The sequence below is a fragment of the Tenacibaculum piscium genome, assembly GCF_021390715.1.
Taxonomy (GTDB): Bacteria; Bacteroidota; Bacteroidia; order Flavobacteriales; family Flavobacteriaceae; genus Polaribacter; species Polaribacter piscius.
Window position 1 is genome coordinate 1 of sequence record NZ_JAJGWT010000015.1, and the last position, 20,804, is coordinate 20,804.

Below are 20,804 nucleotides of genomic sequence, written 5' to 3' on the forward strand. Positions count from 1 at the left end.
TATTGATATTTGATACTTTTTCTTTTGATTTTTTTCTTGAAATAATTGACAAAATTGATTGTTTAAAACTTTGTTTTTTACTGAANTTTCACAATAAATTGCAACGGATTTGTGTATGATTTGTTGCGTGATTCGGGACTAAATTTAGTAAAAAAAATCGGAATAGAAAATCCCCCAAGGGATTTTCGTATGTAGGCGAAAACCAGCAATTAATTATATACGTTGTTAGTTTTTCGTTGCGAAACATTTTTATAAGCACGTTTTTTTGCGTTTCTAAGTTTTTCAAGAATTTAAAATTCAGGATTTGTTTTTTTCATTAAACTTTTTCTTTAAAATTCTAAACATTCTTTTTTGGATTTACGCAAAACAGCAATTTTTTTACGAGTTTAAAATTCAGAGTTTTTTATTAAACTTTTTCTTTAAAATTCTAAACTTTCTTTTTTAGATTCAAGCAAAACAACATTTTTTCACGAGTTTATAAATTCATGATTTATTCATTTTAATATTCTCGATAATTCTATTTATTCTTGAAATTTCCATTTTTTCTGAATAATGAAAACTAACGGATTTGTATATGATTTGTTGCGTTATTCTGGACTAAATTTAGTAAAAAAAATCGGAATAGAAAATCCCCCAAGGGATTTTCGTATGTAGGCGAGAACCAGCAATTAATTATATACGTTGTTAGTTTTTCGTTGCGAAACATTTTTATAAGCACGTTTTTTTGCGTTTCTAAGTTTTTCAAGAATTTAAAATTCAAGATTTGTTTATTTTTTCTTTAAAATTCTAAACATTCTTTTTTAGATTCACGTAAAACAGGTTTTTTCACGAGTTTAAAATTCAGAATTTGTTATATTTCATTAAACTTTTCTTTAAAATTCTAAACATTCTTTTTTGGATTTACGCAAACCAGCATTTTTTTTTTACGAGTTTAAAATTCAGAATTTTTTTATTAAACTTTTTCTTTAAAAATCTAAACTTTCTTTTTTAGATTTACGTAAAACAGCGATTTTTCACGAGTTTAAAGATTTTCAATTTGTTTATTTTTTTCTAAACTTTTTCTTTAAAACTCTAAATATTCTTTTTTTAGTTATGCAAAACAGCGTTTTTTATGAGTTTAAAAATTTACGATTTATTGATTTTTAATTATTCAAAAACATTCTCAATAATTCTCTTTTTTCTTTAATATTCTCATTTTTTCTGAGCAATGAAAACTAACGGATTTGTATATGATTTGTTGCGTGATTCGGGACTAAATTTAGTAAAAAAAATCGGAATAGAAAATCCCCCAAGGGATTTTCGTATGTAGGCGAAAACCAGCAATTAATTATATACGTTGTTAGTTTTTCGTTATGAAACATTCAGATAAGCACGTTTTTTTTGCGTTTCTAAATTTTTTCTTTAAAATTCTAAACATTCTTTTTTAGATTCACGTAAAACAGCATTTTTTCATGAGTTTAAAATTCAGAATTTGTTTTTTTTATTAAACTTTTTCTTTAAAATTCTAAACATTCTTTTTTGGATTTACGCAAAACAGCATTTTTTTTACGAGTTTAAAATTCAGAGTTTTTTATTAAACTTTTTCTTTAAAAATCTAAACTTTCTTTTTTATATTTACGTAAAACAGCAATTTTTCACGAGTTTAAAGATTTTCAATTTGTTTATTTTTTTCTAAACTTTTTCTTTAAGATTCTAAACTTTATTTTTTAGATTCAAGCAAAACAACATTTTTTCACGAGTTTATAAATTCATAATTTATTCATTTTAATTATTTAAATATTCTCGATAATTCTATTTATTCTTGAAATTTCCATTTTTTCTGAATAATGAAAACTAACGGTTTGTATATGAAAAGTGCTGTTTTGTGTGCGAGGATTTTCCGCAGGAAAATCAGATGTAGCAAAACGGCACTGACTTTTGTATTATGACCAAATTAAGCATTTTTTATATACGTTGTTACAAGTAGTTGTTTTTTTTCAGTTTGTAATTTGTGATTCTGATTTAATTTTCAATTTCTTAATTCAACAGTTGAGTAATTTCGACAAGTTTTCAATTCAGATTTTGCGTAAATTTTACAATTTAAATTCTGTATTTTACATAATAATTCGGTCAATTTTATTTTCAGATTTTGTATAAATTTTGCAATTTCTATTCTGTATTTTTCTCAATTCTACAAACGTTATAAATTCAGATTTTAAATAATAATTCAGTCGATTTTATTTTCAGATTTTGCGTAAATTTTGCAATTTCTATTCTGTATTTTTCTCAATTCTACAAACGTTATAAATTCAAATTTCACGTAATAATTCGGTCAATTTTATTTTCATATTTAGAGTAAATTGAAGTATTTATAGATTCTAAATTTTATTCGTAATATTTTTCTAGCGATATTTTTAAATTTCTGTATTTACTTAAAAATCAGGTTCTAATTGCGTAATTTTTGCCAATTACTTGTAACGTTTTTGTATATTATTTGTTGCGTTATTCTGGACTAAATTTAGTAAAAAAAATCGGAATAGAAAATCCCCCAAGGGATTTTCGTATGTAGGCGAGAACCAGCAATTAATTATATACGTTGTTGTAAATAGTAGCTTTTTGTTTATTCCTAACTTTGATTATTAAATTACTATTCAAAAAACCTATAAAATTTAAAGTTCTATAAACGAGTTAAAAAACATTTCAAAACTCTTTTTTAAAAACTAGAAATATTCTCAATTTTTTCTTCTTTTTCTTAAATTGTTTTTGATTCAGATTTTACAAACGAGTTAAAAACATTTCAAAACTCTTTTTTTAAAACTATAAATATTCTCAATTTTTTCTTCTTTTTCTTAAATTTGTTTTGATTCAGATTCTACAAACGAGTTAAAAACATTTCAGAACTTTTTCTTGAAAACTAGAAATATTCTTAATTATTTTTCTTTCTTAAAATAGTTTTATTTAAAAGATCATAAATGAATTAATGTTTTTATTTGTTTGAAAATCAATTATTTATTTTGTTTTGGTCAGTTTTTTTTGCTATTATTTACAACGTTGTTGTATATGGTTTGTTGCGTGTTTTAAGCGATTAATTTAGTAAATAATTACCGACCAAGAAAGTCCGCGAGGACTTTCGTAAGTAGGCAATAAGCCAGCAATAAATTATATACGGTGTTGCCCACAGTATTTTATTCAGGTGTTTCTCCACTTCCTAAAAATCCTTTAACGATTTTAGCTCCATTTGATATCATTTTTTGATTTTCAGGTTTAGCTCCCCAATTAAGAACTTTCGCACCAAATGATTTAAACCAATTCTTTTTATTAAAGACTTTTAGAGTTTGTTTTAGTCCATCTATTTCACTGTGTAAAGTTGATAACTTATCTTCAAGTTCCTTCTTTTCAAGTTCTTGAGATTCTAAATTTTCAGTAAATTTTTTCTCTAAATTATCTAATTTCTTTTCGTATTTAATTCTTTCTTCATTACTGAATTCCTCATCTGGCACATTTTTCATTTGTCCATAAAGTTCTTCAACTGATGATTTCAAATTATTAAATTCTCGATTTATTGGAATAGCAATAATTTCTTCCCAAACCAAATTAAGCCAAGATGATAAATGACTTACAACTCCATTTGTTCCTTTTACAAGGTTCTTTTCGCTCATTTCAATATCACCAGGCGAATTCTCGCATTCAATTTCATAATCAAGATATGTTTCCTCACTATAATTATTCTTTTTATAACTGGTTCTTGTTTCGGGAATATTAATATTCATAAAATAGTCATCGTTATAATTATATTGAATTTTGACTATTGTTTGAATTCCACGAGTTGTTGTTTTCTTTTGAGTAATTGTAAAATCCGCAAACGTAAATTTTGGATTTTTGTCAATTGTGTCACTTAATATTCTTATAAATTTTTCTTTAACCATTTTTTATTCAGTTTGCAGTTTTTATATTGTGGGCAACGTTTTGTATATGGTTTGTTGCGTTTTTGAAGTACTAAATTTAGTAAATAAAAACGGAATAGAAAATCCCCTAAGGATTTTCGTAAGTAGGCTAGAACTAGCAATAAATTATATACGGTGTTGTGCGTAGTTTTTATATTAGTATTCTGAATATTATTATTGTGCAAATTGTTGATATTAAAAGTGGTTTTGATATATAATTTATTTCTAATTCAGCATTTTCTAAATTCAGTTTTCTATACTTTTTCATTGTGCTGAAATAGGTCATTGGCATAAAAATGGTCGGCAACAGGCTTATCCAAGTAGCAACTGGTAAACTCAAAATCGTTATGAGTAATATTGAAAACCAAATTGGATAAAAGAAAAGTTGTTTCTCGTTTTCTTTCTGTACAAACAAATCTTGATTTTTATAATACCTGAATTCTTTTGATAGACTTGAAAACAATTTGATAATTATGATAAATGCTATTACAGCAATTATAATCGAAATTGAAGTTGGAATATTCAAAAAGTCGAAAACTCTTCCTGTATCTCCATTTTTCACGGTTGGTGCAATTAAAATATAACCTAAAAACATAAGAATTCCATTCATACCTAACCAAAGCATAAAAAGTTTAAAAAGAGAAGGTTTTAAGATTTTAGTAGATATTAAAATAACAATAGTTCCAAATATTAGGCTAAAAATTGGTCCGATTCCAGCAATTATTGCATTTTGTAATTCGGTGGCGTTTTCAGTAAGATAATTAATATAATTGTGATGTAATTTGGGATTCAGTTCAAAATATTTTGCCATTAGAAAATGACTGAGTTCGTGTAAAACTGTTCCAATAATAGTTGTTGAAACAACAATCAATATTGAGTTAATTGCTAATGATTTATTTTTAATATTCATTTTTTATTGGTTTTGATGTTTCAAAGTTGAAGTTAAAGTCTTGAAATCTCAAAATGTTATTCCTGAATTGTTGCTTTTCAGGGATGAGTGGTAAATTACGCACAACGGATTTGTATATGATTTGTTGCGTGATTCGGGACTAAATTTAGTAAAAAAAATCGGAATAGAAAATCCCCCAAGGGATTTTCGTATGTAGGCGAGAACCAGCAATTAATTATATACGTTGTTGCTATTTGTTGTTTTTAATTATTCAATTTTTTCTCTAAAATTCCTTTTTCGATTTTCTAGAATCAGCTTTTTAAAAATCTTTGTTGATTTTTGGTGCTTTTTCTTTTTTGTTTTAATTTTTCTTGATTTAAAATTTATTTACAAAGTTTTAGGAATCAGTTTTAAAAATCTTTGTTGATTTTTGGTGCTTTTTCTTTTTTGTTTTAATTTAATTTTTCTTAATTTAAAATTTATTTACAAAGTTTCGTAATCAGCTTTTTTAAAATCTTTGTTGATGTTTCGTATTTTTTCTTTTAATTTTTCTTGATTTAAAATTTATTCACAAAGTTTTAGGAGTCAGTTTTTTAAAATCTTTGTTGATTTTTTGTGCTTTTCTTTTTTCTTTTAATTTTTCTTGATTTAAAATTTATTCACAAAGTTTTAGGAATCAGTATTTTTAAAAATATTTATTGATATTTTGATACTTTTTTTTTGATTTTTTTCTTGAAATAATTGACAAAATTGATTGTTCAAAACTTTGTTTTTTACTGAAATTTCACAATAAATTGCAACGGATTTGTATATGATTTGTTGCGTTATTCTGGACTAAATTTAGTAAAAAAAATCGGAATAGAAAATCCCCCAAGGGATTTTCGTATGTAGGCGAAAACCAGCAATTAATTATATACGTTGTTAGTTTTTCGTTGCGAAACATTTTTATAAGCACGTTTTTTTGCGTTTCTAAGTTTTTCAAGAATTTAAAATTCAAGATTTGTTTATGTTTTATTTTTTCTTTAAAATTCTAAACATTCTTTTTTAGATTCACGTAAAACAGGTTTTTTTCACAAGTTTAAAATTCAAAATTTGTTATATTTCATTAAACTTTTTCTTTAAAATTCTAAATATTCTTTTTTGGATTTACTCAAACCAGCAATTTTTCACGAGTTTAAAGATTTTCAATTTGTTAGTTTTTTTCTAAACTTTTTCTTTAAAACTCTAAATATTCTTTTTTTAGATTTATGCAAAACAGCGTTTTTTATGAGTTTAAAAATTTACGATTTATTGATTTTTAATTATTCAAAAACATTCTCAATAATTCTCTTTTTTCTTTAATATTCTCATTTTTTCTGAGCAATGAAAACTAACGGTTTGTATATGGTTTGTTGCGTATTTGAAGCACTAAATTAAGTAAATAAAAACGGAATAGAAAATCCCCTAAGGATTTTCGTAAGTAGGCTAGTACTAGCAATAAATTATATACGTTGTTGCCTGTAGTTTTTTATTTAACTTCTGAATACATTTCTAAAGTTAGGTTTATAATATCAGCTCCTTTTAAAATTATTGGTTTATTGTCTTCTTCCATTTGAAATGATAGGATAAAACCACATTCAAGCCCATTTTTTGTAATAAAACTTGTTTTAAATATTCCATTATTCCTCAACCAATTTCCTGCTTTAACAAACCTTGTTTGTATATCTAATCTTTTATCTTCTTCTGTCATTTTATATATTATTTGGTTTGTTAATATCTTAAATATTTACTATTTCTGACCTTTCTGTTGTATTATTAAAAAGCCTGAAATTATCAGTAAATAATTCAGTTTCTAGCTATACCTTAAAATTTTTCATTAATAAAACTAATATAATTTCCAACCTGAATTTTTAATTATTTAAGTTTTTAGGATAATTACTGTTTTTTTACTGTCTGTGATTAGAATTCAGTTTTTTATCCTCATCAACATTGTAAATTATATCCAAATCTTTATTATTTCTTATGAAAAAATATATTCCAGCTGATAAAAAAAACCATAATAAATAAGGTTCAAAATCAGTTGATTTTCTCCAAAATATTTGTCGAATAATCCAAAACCAACAATAAACATTAGCAGACCATACGTAAACTTTTTTACACCAAAACTCTATAGTTTTATAATTAGATTTAAAAGAATTGTCTTTCATTATTTTTTTAGATTTTATATTATTTGTACCTACAGATTCATGTTTTTCAGAATTTTATTAATATGAGAATCGATATATCTATTGTTGTATTTATTCTCTTTTTTAAATTACAGGCAACGTTGTTGTATATGGTTTGTTGCGTGTTTCAAGCAACTAATTTAGTAAATAATTAGGGACAAAGAAAGTCCGCGAGGACTTTCGCAAGTAGGCAAGAAGCCAGCAATAAATTATATACGGTGTTGTAAGGCGTTTTTTATTCAGATGTAACATTTTCTATTCTTAAATAATCTCTTAAACTTGGGTCAACATATTTTTTTTCATCCGTTTGTTTATTCCTTATTTCGTTAAAGTCGTGGTCTTTAAAAAATGGACTGTTAAATAGTTTATGAATATCCAATCCAAAAAAATATAATTTTCCAACTAAATGTTTAAATTCATACTTGTCGCTCAAATTTTGCTTTTCGATTATATAATTTCCGATTGAGTTAAATAAATATGAATACCCAATACAATTAGCTTTTTCTAATTCACAAACCAAATTCGGATTACTCGAAACTTTATTAAATGTAAAATTCAGTTTTTCGCTCGTTATTATATTACTCAATTTTATTATTTCTTCAATACTCAATATTTTCTCATTGGTTCGTTTATCAATTTCCTTAATTAAATTTTTATCTGTCAGAGTAATATTATTCCTAACTTTAATTTTTAAATAATTAACTGAAATTCGGTATAAAAAACCACGAAACAGAATTATTAGAATTATAAAAATTCCGAAGTATTTAATGGCTTTCTTAAGTTTGCTCACAGTTCGTTTTTAATGACTTACAACGTGTTTGTGTATGATTTGTGGCGTTTTCAAGCACCTAATTTAGTAAATAAAAACCGAATAGAAAATCCGCGAGGATTTTCGTAAGTAGGAGAGGATTAGCCATTAATTATACACGGTGTTGTAAGTAGTGCTTTTTTCATTCAGTTTGTTTTTCCGATGTTTGTTATTTAGTTCGAATTGAGCGTTGGCAAAGACATACTCTTTTGCAATTTTGGGTTTGTGTGGTGGCTGTAGCGAATTGCAAATGTGTATGGCTTTTAGCGTTGGCTCTTTAAACGAAATCCAATGGTTCAAAATCAGTATCTTCATTTGAAACAGAATCGTAAATTTTAAATATTCCTTCTTCTAACCAAACAACTTTAATGTTTTCCGCTGTACAAAATTCAATTAAACTGACTTGAGGTTTTTGAGAGTAGACCAAAAATTCTTTAATGTCCTCGTATTCCATTTGTCGGTTTACGATTGAAAACTTATAATATTTAAGCTGTCCAACTCCTTTAATAGTCTGTTTTTCTTGGTCAGACATTGAATTTAGAATAGTTTTGATTTCAAAAACTAAAGCTGTTTCTTCCATTGTGGACAAACAATCGAACTTTCCTTCATAAAGTTCAAATGCTCGTTGTTCACAAAACAGTCCAAGTTGTCTTACAATTTCTTGATGTTCAGCTAAACGTTGCTGACGAATTCTAATTGATTCCGTGTAATCTATACTAACTGTAGAAATTGTATTAAAAATTGGGTCAACCGCAATTGTACCTGAAGTTACAGGCCTATATTGTGAATAGGGAACTCCTTCTGGATTTGTTGCATCAGGTGGTATTTCTGTGGAGATTTCATCTTCTGTAACGACTATTCTACCTATTGGAAAAGCATTGTTTCCTCTACGTGCAATATCTCCTAATTGCTCTGCAATTCCGGGAAGAATTTTTACAGCATTTCTTGCCATTGATTCAGAAGTTCCAGTAGATTCAAGAATTTCCTCTATTGATAATTCTGAAAGGTCAATAATTCTTTCGTATTCTTCAATTGAATCATTTTCTGCTTCCAGAGCAAGCATTAATTTTTTTGTCGCTATTCCTGGTTTCTCTTGAACAAGTTTTAATAAAATTCTATAAGGATGACTTATTTCCCCATCTGTTCCTTCTAAACCTAACTGTAAAAACGAGTTTTTCCATAATTCTCTTTTTATCTCTTCAGTTGGTGATGCCAGTAGCTGAATAGCTTGTGAGCTTAAACTTCCAGATTTATTCTCGAAAACAGTTAAAAATCCAAGAAGTTCAAATAATCTTCTAATATCTCTTGCAACTGTTAAATAACCTCGATTTGCTTTTGGTTTTTCTTCCTCCAAAGCAAGAAATTCATCAACAGAAAGAGTTTTATCTCGATATGTGTAGATTAAGTTTCTCGTTAAAAGTTCTCCAAAATTTTCATCTTTTAGAGCAGTTTCTTCATCTATCAGCTGTTTTATAGCCAATAAAGCATTAAATATTTTGGTAAGGTCATTAAACTGATGAGGAAAATTCTTCATTGATTAGCAGAAATTAAATTTCTGCTAATATACCATTTGTATTAATTTCTATCTCAATTTGATTGTTGACATTTAATTCTTTCAATCGATTATTAGCAATTTTAATGTAATCTCTATTTTTTTCGAAAGCTATAAAGTTTCTGTTGTTTTTTATAGCGCTAACACATTCACTTCCAGAACCGCCAAAAGGAACAAGAACTAAATCTTTTTCATTTGAAAAATGTTTAATGATTCTATCACAGATTGCTAATGGTTTTTGTGTTGGATGGTCAACTTTTTCATCTGCAAAACGTCTGCCAGCTAAAACAGGAATATTCCATACATCTCCAGCGTGTTTTCCGTCTGGGTGTGGTGTCCAAACTTTTCCATTTTTCGTTATTTTGTTTTTTAATCTTTCGGTACTTTTATATGGCTCTCTTATTTGATGATATGTGTAATTATCAGTTTTTGAAAACCAAAGTATAGGTTCATAATTTGCCGAAGGCGAATTTTTGTAACCTGAAAAACTGTTTTCATAATGCCAGATTATTTGCCTTCTATATTTTAAATCTTTTTGATAAAGATAAACGTGAAGATGACATAAATAATGATGAATGCCATAAATGAAAATTGAACCTGTTGGTTTTAATTTTGTAATTGCAACATCAAGCCATTTTTTTGACCATTTTATCCATTCTTCTGCATCATTCCAATTGTTAGTTGACTTCCCAAAATCCTTGTTCAAATTGTATGGTGGGTCAGCTATAATTAAATCGACAGAATCATTTTCTAATTTCTGCATTTGTTTAATGCAATCTCCATAATGTATTTTATTTATTTCAATCATCTTTCTTGATATTTTGGAAAATTAAAACGTTTTGATGATGCATATTTGGAACGAATGAAAAAGGATAACCATAAGGATAAATGCTTTTGTGCCTTTGGTATAAAATTCTAATTCCTTTTAGAACAAAATTTCCTTTTTTCTCTAACGCATTCGCTAAATCTGCGTGAAAAGTATAATATTTTTCTTTTTTTCTAAAGTCGCTAACAATTACACACATATATTTCCCAGATTTTAATGGTTTTGAACAATCATTAAAAAATTTTGTAAGTGTTGAAAGGAATTTGTCGTAATCTTCAATATTTGCCAAATCTTCATTATTCTCACTATACTTGTGGTCTAAATCATTATCAATTCGCTCTTTACCTTTGTGGTCTACTGTTTCTAATATATTCCAATAAGGTGGACTTGTTGCAATAAAATCAAGTTCATTTTTTTTGAACTTTTTAATTTCTTTTGTACTATTTCCGTTTATTAAGGTTTGTTTATTTTTTGAAGGATATTCATCTGGTACTTCTAATTCTATTCGTTGAAGTCCTAAATCGTGATATTTTGGATTTAATTCAATGCCATAACCAATTCTGTTGTGAAAAGCACAAGCTTTTACTGTTGATGCAACTCCTGAAAAAGGGTCAAGAACTTTGTCGTTTTCTTTTGAAAAGAATTGAATTAATTTACCAACATCTTGAAAAGAAAAGGGTGCAGGATGTTGTTTTTCAATTTGGGCATTTTTATTTCCAGCTCCCAATCCTTTTTGACTAAAAACTGTAATTGTTTCGGGTAACCATTCTTTTGCGGTATAATCATTTAGGCGATTATTCAAGGCAAAAGCTGATTTTTCGTTAGGAAATAGGATTGCATTAGCTTTTTCGACATCTCCTTTTGAATGAAATAATGCAACTTCTTCCCAAGATTCAATAAATCTGCTCGGTATTCTCAATTCATCTTTTTTTTCAAAAATTTGTTCGAGTTTATTTTTGGCAAGTTTATTCAGTTGTGTCTCTTTTACAGGAACAACTTCTTTTTTATCTTTTTTATATAGATGATATTTCATTTATTTTTTCTTCTCGTATTTTATTTGTTCTTCTGCAACTTTCAAAGCATTCATTCCTTCTTTTTCGTCTTTAACAATGTCATAAACTTTTGAGCCAATCCACAAAGCTTCTAATTCTGAAAATGAGCAATTAAAAGTTTTGCTAATCGTTTTCAAATGTTCACGTTTTAGTGCCTTTTGGTCATTCTCAACTTTACTTAAAAAACCGTCTCCGATTTCAAGTATTGAAGCAAGTTGCCTCTGGAACATTCCTGATGATTCTCTTAATTCCTTGATTCTCTGTCCAAGTGTCATTATACTAAATTTAGACTTGACTAATTATGGTCAAATGTAGTGAATTTTATTTGAATTTCAATTAGTGTGGTGGAAAGAAGCAGCTCTTTTATTTTTTTAAGCTTGGGATTTTGCGTTGGGAAAAAAATAAATGTGCTGTTTGAGCGTTGGCTTTTTTAGTTCAAATGTTCAATTCGAGCACGATTTCTGCATTACTTACAACGTGTTTGTACAAGCTTTAGTTGCGTGTTTTAAACTATAAATTTAGTAAATAATTACTGATTACGAAAATCCGTGAGGATTTTCGTAAGTGTTCTAAAACCTAGCAATTAAGTTTGTACGTTGTTAGGCAAAGTAATTTTAATTCACAGAATATCCTATCATAAAAAGAGCAGATTCAAGAGCTCTGATTGGACTTGATTCATTTTGAAATTTAGAATTATCTGAAATCTCTTTTAATAACCAATTTGCATATATATTATTCTTAATATGCTTTTTGTCATTATTAGTTAAAACAGGAAATTTATACTTTTCATTACTTGGGTTTCTTCTGTTTAAAGGACCTTTATCGTTTTTGGTAGGTCTTGCGTTACCGTAAGCAAAATTCAGCTCATCTGGTATTCTTACAATATTTTTTTCTGTTAGAAATAATTTAATTAGAAGTCCCAATGCTGCACCAACTCTACTATCATAAATTACAAAATTATTTATCAATAACGAATATATTTTGGTGAATCCAGAATTCATATTTATACCTGAAAAGTCATCTTTAGTATCTACAGTTTCGGGGTTTAATCTTTTGATTGAATCCTTGTAGTAATCTGTTATACTATCTTCCATATCTTTTAATTTATCGTAGTTTCTTCTCTTTACACCTCCCCATTCCAAAATAGACGAAGAATACTCAAGTAAATTCTTTTGATTATTTTCTTGAATAGAAGATTTCATTCCTTTTTCGATAATTTCTAATGTATCTTTACTCTCTATAAATGTGTTTCCGCTAATTTTTCCTTTGTTTGGTAGAGCACAATTAAACCTCCATTTATAATTCTCAAAAGCATTAAATATTGAATCACATTTCCATAAAGATTTATCTCGACTGTTTATGTAATCGTGATTGAATTCCACTTTTCCAGAAATTCTTGGAATTATCCAATCTATAAATTCTTTTACAATTTTTTGCTCTAAATATTCTTGTTTATTCATTCAGTTTTTTGAGTTATTTTGCCTAACGGATTTGTATATGATTTGTTGCGTGATTCGGGACTAAATTTAGTAAAAAAAATCGGAATAGAAAATCCCCCAAGGGATTTTCGTAAGTAGGCTAGTACTAGCAATTAATTATATACGTTGTTGTAAATAGTAGCTTTTTGTTTATTCCGAACTTTGATTATTAAATTACTATTCAAAAAATCGATAAAATTTAAAATTCTATAAACGAGTTAAAAAACATTTCAAAACTCTTTTTTGAAAACTATAAATATTCTCAATTTTTTCTTCTTTTTCTTAAATTGTTTTTGATTCAGATTTTACAAACGAGTTAAAAACATTTCAGAACTTTTTCTTGAATACTAGAAATATTCTTAATTTTTTCTTCTTTTTCTTAAATTTGTTTTGATTCAGATTCTACAAACGAGTTAAAAAACATTTCAAAACTCTTTTTTGAAAACTATAAATATTCTCAATTTTTTCTTCTTTTTCTTAAATTTGTTTTGATTCAGATTCTACAAACGAGTTAAAAACATTTCAGAACTTTTTCTTGAAAACTAGAAATATTCTTAATTATTTTTCTTTCTTAAAATAGTTTTATTTAAAAGATTACAAATGAACTAATATTTTTATTTGTTTGAAAATCAATTATTTATTTTGTTTTGGTCAGTTTTTTTTGCTATTATTTACAACGTTTATATGTATGATTAGTGGCGTGTTTAAGCACCTAATTTAGTAAATAAAAACCGAATAGAAAATCCACAAGGATTTTCGTAAGTAGGCGAGAACCAGCCATTAATTATACATGTTGTTGTAAAATCGTACTTTATGTCAGACTTCGATTGAAATATTAACTTTTCCTCCAAGTCCTTTTTCTACGATGTCAAATAATGTTTTTAAAGTCAGATTACTGCCATTATTTTCTACACGAGAAATATAAGTTCGTTTTTTGTCAATTATAACTCCAAGTTGTTCTTGGGTCAGATTTTTTTCCTCACGTGCATTTCGTAAAAGTAAACCAATTTTAAACGACTCAAAATCTCTGTCGAGTTCATCTCTACGTTCAGTTCCTTTTTTTCCGTAAACCGTATCTTTTATGTCTTTCCAGCTTTTAGTTTCCATTTCCTTTATTTTTTTCTTCGTAATATTCTTTCATTAATCGAACAGCTTTGTCGATTTCTTTTTTCGGTGTTTTCTGCGTCTTTTTAGTAAATCCGTTCAAGAGTATAACTAATTTACCTTTATCAAAGAAGCAAAAAACTCGCCAGATATTCGAGCCTAATTTTATTCGAGCCTCAAATAATCCTTTGTAAGTTTTCATTGGAGCCAAATATGTTTTCGGCACGTGCTGATAAGTTTCGATTATTTCAATGACCTTAAATATTTTGTCTTGAACCTTTTTCGGTTGAGCAAGTAGAAACTCCTCGAAATAATTTTTATACTGTATTACTTGCCTAACTTTTTCCATTCAGACAAAGGTAACTTAAAAGTTACTATTTTCAAAATATTTCAAAAGTTAATTCGAAATCGAGTGTTTTTGGGTATGTTTTACAACGATTTATATATGGTTTGTTGCATTTTTGAAGCACTAAATTAAGTAAATAAAAACGGAATAGAAAATCCCCTAAGGATTTTCGTAAGTAGGTTCGCACTAGCAATAAATTATATATTTTGTTGTGTATAGTTTTTATTCGTTTAGTTCCAAATTACTGATGCCAAAATCTTCTATTCCCTCAAAACTAATGTTATCCAAATATTCATCGAATTCATACCAGAACATTGCATTTGCAATACAATCTGCTTTATATTTTAATGTTGTGTTTATTTCTTCATATCCAAACCATTCGTCATCTTCTTTGTCATATGTTGCACAACTTAAATCTATATAATTAATTTCAATTTCAAAATAAATTTCAAAATCAATCTCATAACTGAAAGATTCATTTAATTCCAATGAGTTTAAAGTAGTTGAATTTATGATAATATTACTTAGAGTAACTTCAGAAGCAATAGTAGCACTGTCGTACTCGTATTGCTTGTAAAGATTTTGATCTACAGAATCTTCTAATTCAATCTTATAATTTTCAGATAATTTAGTTTCAATGTCTTGGATAAAATTTTCAATTTTACTTTCAATATAATCTGAATGGTCTTTGCTGATTTCTTTTGAGAATTTCTCTAAAATTTGTGTTAAATCGAAACTAGTGTCAACTCTTGCTGATTCAAAATCAATGTTAGTTATATCATTATCTGAGCTAATTAAGAAAACATTCCTTTGCTTAGATATAGCCCAATTCTCAATTGTACTAAATATAAAAGCGTCAGGAAATTCGTGTTTTTTATTACCTTCTTTAAAAGGAGCTTCTGTATTAAAATATTTTGTAAAAACATCTTCAATATTTGCAATATCTGAATTGATAATCTCAATATTATTTTTTGTAATAAATGTTTCTAACTTTTCACATATTTCTTTTTTTATTTCAACTGAATCAAATTTTGGAAAGTTATATAGACCTTCAAAGTTATTTGAGTTCCTTAATATTCTTCCATCTCCATTTAGTTGTTTTTGATAGTCTTTATGAATCTTTTTTGAACGATTGACATTAATTGATATTCTTTGAATTAATTCTTTATAAATTATGTCAGTTATTTTTAATTCAATAGAACTATTTGAGGCGTATCTACATAATGTGTTTAAGTTTCTACCTATTAAAAAATTTTGAGATTCAAAGATGTTTGTGTCTAAAAAGACTATTTTTTTTTCAGGTAAATTACTCATAATATCTTATGGATTTTTCTTTTTAAATTATACACAACGGATTTGTATATGATTTGTTGCGTTATTCTGGACTAAATTTAGTAAAAAAAATCGGAATAGAAAATCCCCCAAGGGATTTTCGTATGTAGGCGAGAACCAGCAATTAATTATATACGTTGTTGCTATTTGTTGTTTTTAATTGTTCAATTTTTTCTCTAAAATTCCTTTTTCGATTTTCTAGAATCAGCTTTTTAAAAATCTTTGTTGATTTTTTGTGCTTTTTTTTTGTTTTAATTTTTCTTAATTTAAAATTTATTTACACAAAGTTTTAGGAATCAGTTTTTAAAATCTTTGTTGATGTTTCGTACTTTTTCTTTTTTGTTTTAATTTTTCTTAATTTAAAATTTATTTACAAAGTTTCGTAATCAGCTTTTTTAAAATCTTTGTTGATGTTTCGTACTTTTTCTTTTAATTTTTCTTGATTTAAAATTTATTCACAAAGTTTTAGGAATCAGTTTTTTTAAATCTTTGTTGATTTTTTGTGCTTTTTCTTTTTTGTTTTAATTTTTCTTGATTTAAAATTTATTCACAAAGTTTTAGGAATCAGTATTTTTAAAAATATTTATTGATATTTGATACTTTTTTTTTTGATTTTTTTCTTGAAATAATTGACAAAATTGATTGTTCAAAACTTTGTTTTTTACTGAAATTTCACAATAAATTGCAACGTTTTTATATATGGTTTGTTGCGTTTTTCGAGCAACTAATTTAGTAAATAAAAACGGAATAGAAAATCCGCCAAGGATTTTCGTAAGTAGTTAATCACAAGCAATAAATTATATATGGTGTTGCAAGTAGTGATTTTCTAACTATATTTCTTATTTCTTAATTTTTCCGTTTTATTTTTCTTTCTTTTTTTCACGTTTCAGCTTAAAACTCCGCCTTAATTAATTTCCGCTTATTTATTCACGATTTATTTTCAGCGTTAAATTTTGCCTTTTTTCACGTTTCAGCTTAAAACTCTACCTTAATTAATTTCCGCTTATTTATTCATGATTCATTTTTCAGATTTCAATTCTGTTTTTTCTCTTTTTTAGGATTCATTTTCTAAAAATAGAGTAGCAGTCATTTTCAATTTTTCCAGCGCAATATTATTCAATATTAATTTCTAGAAAAGATAAATCACTAATTAGGAATTTCTGAGGAAATTCCGCCATTACTTGCAACGTTTTGTATATGGTTTGTTGCGTTATTCTGGACTAAATTTAGTAAAAAAAATCGGAATAGAAAATCCCCCAAGGGATTTTCGTATGTAGGCGAAAACCAGCAATTAATTATATACGTTGTTAGTTTTTCGTTGCGAAACATTTTTATAAGCACGTTTTTTTTGCGTTTCTAAGTTTTTCAAGAATTTAAAATTCAAGATTTGTTTATGTTTTATTTTTTCTTTAAAATTCTAAACATTCTTTTTTAGATTCACGTAAAACAGGTTTTTTTACGAGTTTAAAATTCAAGATTTGTTTATGTTTTATTTTTTCTTTAAAATTCTAAAYATTCTTTTTTAGATTTATGTAAAACAGGTTTTTTCACGAGTTTAAAATTCAGAATTTGTTATATTTTATTAAACTTTTTCTTTAAAATTCTAAATATTATTTTTTGGATTTACTCAAATAATTTTTCACGAGTTTAAAGATTTTCAATTTGTTAGTTTTTTTCTAAACTTTTTCTTTAAAACTCTAAATATTCTTTTTTTAGATTTATGCAAAACAGCGTTTTTTATGAGTTTAAAAATTTACGATTTATTGATTTTTAATTATTCAAAAACATTCTCAATAATTCTCTCTTTTCTTTAATATTCTCATTTTTTCTGAGCAATGAAAACTAACGGTTTGTATATGAAAAGTGCTGTTTTGTGTGCGAGGATTTTCCGCAGGAAAATCAGATGTAGCAAAACGGCACTGACTTTTGTATTATGACCAAATTAAGCATTTTTTATATACGTTGTTACAAGTAGTTGTTTTTTTTCAGTTTGTAATTTGTGATTCTGATTTAATTTTCAATTTCTTAATTCAACAGTTGAGTAATTTCGACAAGTTTTCAATTCAGATTTTGCGTAAATTTTACATTTTCAATTCTGTATTTTGCTTAATTCTACAAACGTTATAAATTCAGATTTTACATAATAATTCGGTCAATTTTATTTTCAGATTTTGTATAAATTTTGCAATTTCTATTCTGTATTTTTCTCAACTCTACAAACGTTATAAATTCAGATTTTAAATAATAATTCAGTCGATTTTATTTTCAGATTTTACGTAAATTTTGCAATTTCTATTCTGTATTTTTCTCAATTCTACAAACGTTATAAATTCAAATTTCACGTAATAATTCGGTCAATTTTATTTTCATATTTAGAGTAAATTCAAGTATTTATAGATTCTAAATTTTATTCGTAATATTTTTCTAGCGATATTTTTAAATTTCTGTATTTACTTATAAATCAGGTTCTAATTGCGTAATTTTTGCCAATTACTTGTAACGTGTTTGTATATGAAAAGTAGCGGATTTTATTCACTAATTTTTTGGTTAAATACTAACTTCATTTTGAACACTAATTTTTGAGTTAGAACGTAAACCGCTATTTTTTATATACGTTGTTACCTGCTGTGCTTTTTCCTTTTTAACTTCCAATTTCAAATGTTTAATCATCTGTTCAGCAACTTTTTCTACAACTTTAACAGGAACACTATTTCCAAATTGACGATATGCTTGTGTGTTAGAAACTGGGATTTTAAAAGTGTCTGGAAATCCTTGTAGTCTCGCACATTCTCTTGGTGTTAATTTTCTTGGGTTTTTATCCTTTTGTTGAATTAAAACTTCACTACCATCTTTATAATACCTTGCAGAAAGTGTATTAGTGTATTCAGAATTTTCAGTAACCATTCCATAACCAAAACCTTTTCCTTTTAGTTTGTTTTCACGTTTTCTGCGTTGATGTCCAGCCCAAAGTTTGTCAGAAATAGTATATTTTTCTTCTACATTTTTTTCTAATATATCTCCAACTCTTGTCGGTTCAAATGTAGGTTTTGGAAACTCGAATTTAATGGTGTCGTCTAAAAAGCCAACTATATATATTCTTTCTCGATTTTGAGGAAGCCCAAAGTCTCTTGCTCGTAAAACTTCATATTGAACATTATTATAACCGATTTTTTTTAAGTGTGATAAAATGGTTTTCAATGTTCTACCTTTGTCGTGACCTCTTAATTGTTTTACATTTTCTAATAAAAATGCTTGAGGCTTTCTATGAATTAATAATCTTTCAATATCGAAAAATAAAGTTCCTCTTGTGTCAGAAAATCCTTTTTTCAAACCTGCTTGTGAAAATGGTTGGCAAGGGAAACCTGCTAATAAAACATCATGCTTTGGAACTTCGTTTTCGTCTATTTGTGTAATGTCTCCGAAAACCTCTTCATTGCTATAATTTGCTTGATAAGTTTCTTTAGAATATTTATCCCATTCGCTTGTAAAAACACAATCAATTTTATTTCTTGAAGCATTTTCAAAACCAAGTCTTATTCCTCCAATTCCAGCAAAAAGGTCAATTATTTTTATATTTCTATTCATTCTCCCAAAATTTTAAAATTGAAGGAATTTCCTCAAATAAATATTCCTCAAAACTTATGATGTTTTTCATAGGTTTAAGTTTCTCTGAATTAGCTATCCAATCATAAACAACAATTATTATATTATGATTGTTCATTTCTTGAGCTTTGCTCACAGAAATATTTTCATCGACAGTTAATAAGTGAATTTCTGGTATTTTTGTACGTTCTATTTCTTCTGCAACTTCTTGCCAACGTTCACGTAATGATGTTTTCATTGTACCAACGATGGTTTTGTTTCTGCGTTTTTCGTAAGCCAACACACTTGGTAGAATCGAATCTACTTTTTTACCTAAACCTAATTCTGTAAATGTTTTTCTACCAACTTTACCTTGAGAATCGAAAGAATAATTTAAACATTCATAAACTTTATAAATAATAGATTCAAAGGTTTTTCCTGCTCTTGAACGTCTTGAATTAGTGTTGCTTAATGCAATTTTGTATATGTAAGGATAAACTCTTCCTGCGTACTCTCCACAAATTTTAACGACTTCTTCTTGTAATTCTTTTCCTTTTAATTCAGTAATATTTTGATTTAATAAAGCATCTAAAATTTGTTTTGGTGTTTTTAAAACTTTATACAAATCTTGCATTAAAATAATATTGAACTCAACTTCATCTTTCAAATACTCTGCCCAAACAATTTCTCTTAAATCAGCGACAGATTTACTAACTTCTCCGTTACTTATTTTGGTTAAAAAAGATTCATTTTCTAAAAATACTTTTTCAACTATTTCTTGTGAAGTTCTTATGTATTTCTTTCTGTAAGTTTTGATTAATTTATCTAATTCCTTTTGTTCATTAGTAGAAATTTCGATTATTACAGGTATGTTTGTTTTGTTATTCAACTTCGGATATTATTAGATTCAATACAAAGTTAATGATTTTTTGTTTGTGTTCGATTTTTTTTTGCATTGCAGGTAACGGATTTGTATATGATTTGTTGCGTGATTCGGGACTAAATTTAGTAAAAAAAATCGGAATAGAAAATCCCCCAAGGGATTTTCGTATGTAGGCGAGAACCAGCAATTAATTATATACGTTGTTGCTATTTGTTGTTTTTAATTATTCAATTTTTTCTCTAAAATTCCTTTTTCGATTTTCTAGAATCAGCTTTTTAAAAATCTTTGTTGATTTTTGGTGCTTTTTCTTTTTTGTTTTAATTTTTCTTGATTTAAAATTTATTTACAAAGTTTTAGGAATCAGTTTTTAAAATCTTTGTTGATTTTTGGTGCTTTTTCTTTTTTGTTTTAATTTTTCTTAATTTAAAATTTATTTACAAAGTTTCGTAATCAGCTTTTTWAAAATCTTTGTTGATTTTTCGTGCTTTTTCTTTTTTGTTTTAATTTTTCTTGATTTAAAATTTATTCACAAAGTTTTAGGAATCAGTATTTTTAAAAATATTTATTGATATTTGATACTTTTTTTTTTGATTTTTTTCTTGAAATAATTGACAAAATTGATTGTTCAAAACTTTGTTTTTTACTGAAATTTCACAATAAATTGCAACGTTTTTATATATGGTTTGTTGCGTTTTTCGAGCAACTAATTTAGTAAATAAAAACGGAATAGAAAATCCGCCAAGGATTTTCGTAAGTAGTTAATCACAAGCAATAAATTATATATGGTGTTGCAAGTAGTGATTTTCTAACTATATTTCTTATTTC

14 protein-coding genes are annotated in these 20,804 nt (G+C 26.6%); all 14 read right to left on the minus strand.

From position 1 onward, the window contains the following. Positions 1 to 3,164: 3,164 nt before the first annotated feature. The 14 genes from L0U77_RS11265 to L0U77_RS11330 all read right to left on the minus strand — a co-directional run bounded on the left by L0U77_RS11265 (position 3,165) and on the right by L0U77_RS11330 (position 19,985). Positions 3,165 to 3,905: a hypothetical protein gene (locus tag L0U77_RS11265; RefSeq protein ID WP_233901212.1), complete on the minus strand. Its 741-nt coding sequence runs from the start codon at positions 3,903 to 3,905 to the stop codon at positions 3,165 to 3,167. Positions 3,906 to 4,074: 169 nt separating this feature from the next. Further along, complete coding sequence (locus L0U77_RS11270) at positions 4,075 to 4,833, minus strand: hypothetical protein (RefSeq protein WP_233901213.1); 759 nt, start codon at positions 4,831 to 4,833, stop codon at positions 4,075 to 4,077. A 1,486-nt stretch (positions 4,834 to 6,319) separates the two neighbouring features. Then, positions 6,320 to 6,541: a hypothetical protein gene (locus tag L0U77_RS11275; RefSeq protein ID WP_101916022.1), complete on the minus strand. Its 222-nt coding sequence runs from the start codon at positions 6,539 to 6,541 to the stop codon at positions 6,320 to 6,322. Between the two features lie 710 nt (positions 6,542 to 7,251). Next, a complete protein-coding gene (locus L0U77_RS11280; protein WP_233885936.1) occupies positions 7,252 to 7,602 on the minus strand; it encodes a hypothetical protein in 351 nt (116 codons plus the stop codon). 499 nt (positions 7,603 to 8,101) lie between these two features. After that, complete coding sequence (locus tag L0U77_RS11285) at positions 8,102 to 9,358, minus strand: hypothetical protein (RefSeq protein WP_233901214.1); 1,257 nt, start codon at positions 9,356 to 9,358, stop codon at positions 8,102 to 8,104. 13 nt (positions 9,359 to 9,371) lie between these two features. Next, positions 9,372 to 10,184, minus strand: a complete 813-nt coding sequence (locus tag L0U77_RS11290) for a DNA-methyltransferase (protein WP_233901215.1) — start codon at positions 10,182 to 10,184, stop codon at positions 9,372 to 9,374. Beyond that, positions 10,177 to 11,235 (minus strand): DNA methyltransferase, encoded by a 1,059-nt coding sequence (locus tag L0U77_RS11295; protein ID WP_233901216.1) that lies wholly within the window; start codon positions 11,233 to 11,235, stop codon positions 10,177 to 10,179. Before L0U77_RS11295 ends, L0U77_RS11290 begins: the two co-directional genes overlap by 8 nt. Beyond that, positions 11,236 to 11,529: a helix-turn-helix domain-containing protein gene (locus tag L0U77_RS11300; RefSeq protein WP_233901217.1), complete on the minus strand. Its 294-nt coding sequence runs from the start codon at positions 11,527 to 11,529 to the stop codon at positions 11,236 to 11,238. 339 nt (positions 11,530 to 11,868) lie between these two features. Further along, positions 11,869 to 12,714 (minus strand): hypothetical protein, encoded by an 846-nt coding sequence (locus L0U77_RS11305; RefSeq protein WP_233901218.1) that lies wholly within the window; start codon positions 12,712 to 12,714, stop codon positions 11,869 to 11,871. An 834-nt stretch (positions 12,715 to 13,548) separates the two neighbouring features. After that, complete coding sequence (locus L0U77_RS11310; RefSeq protein ID WP_058885307.1) at positions 13,549 to 13,839, minus strand: helix-turn-helix domain-containing protein; 291 nt, start codon at positions 13,837 to 13,839, stop codon at positions 13,549 to 13,551. After that, positions 13,829 to 14,185, minus strand: coding sequence for a type II toxin-antitoxin system RelE/ParE family toxin (locus tag L0U77_RS11315; protein ID WP_058885306.1), 357 nt, complete (start codon positions 14,183 to 14,185; stop codon positions 13,829 to 13,831). The genes L0U77_RS11310 and L0U77_RS11315 overlap by 11 nt, the downstream gene beginning before the upstream one ends. A gap of 219 nt (positions 14,186 to 14,404) precedes the next feature. Then, the gene (locus L0U77_RS11320; protein ID WP_233862690.1) at positions 14,405 to 15,496 is read right to left on the minus strand and encodes a PIN domain-containing protein; all 1,092 of its coding nucleotides are present in this window, start codon (positions 15,494 to 15,496) and stop codon (positions 14,405 to 14,407) included. A 2,565-nt stretch (positions 15,497 to 18,061) separates the two neighbouring features. Further along, positions 18,062 to 19,099 carry a DNA cytosine methyltransferase gene (locus L0U77_RS11325; protein ID WP_233901219.1) on the minus strand — a complete coding sequence of 346 codons (1,038 nt, stop codon included), beginning with the start codon at positions 19,097 to 19,099 and terminating at the stop codon, positions 18,062 to 18,064. Beyond that, on the minus strand, positions 19,092 to 19,985 hold the full coding sequence (locus L0U77_RS11330; RefSeq protein WP_233901220.1) for a type II restriction endonuclease: 894 nt from the start codon (positions 19,983 to 19,985) through the stop codon (positions 19,092 to 19,094). The genes L0U77_RS11325 and L0U77_RS11330 overlap by 8 nt, the downstream gene beginning before the upstream one ends. Positions 19,986 to 20,804: the final 819 nt, after the last annotated feature.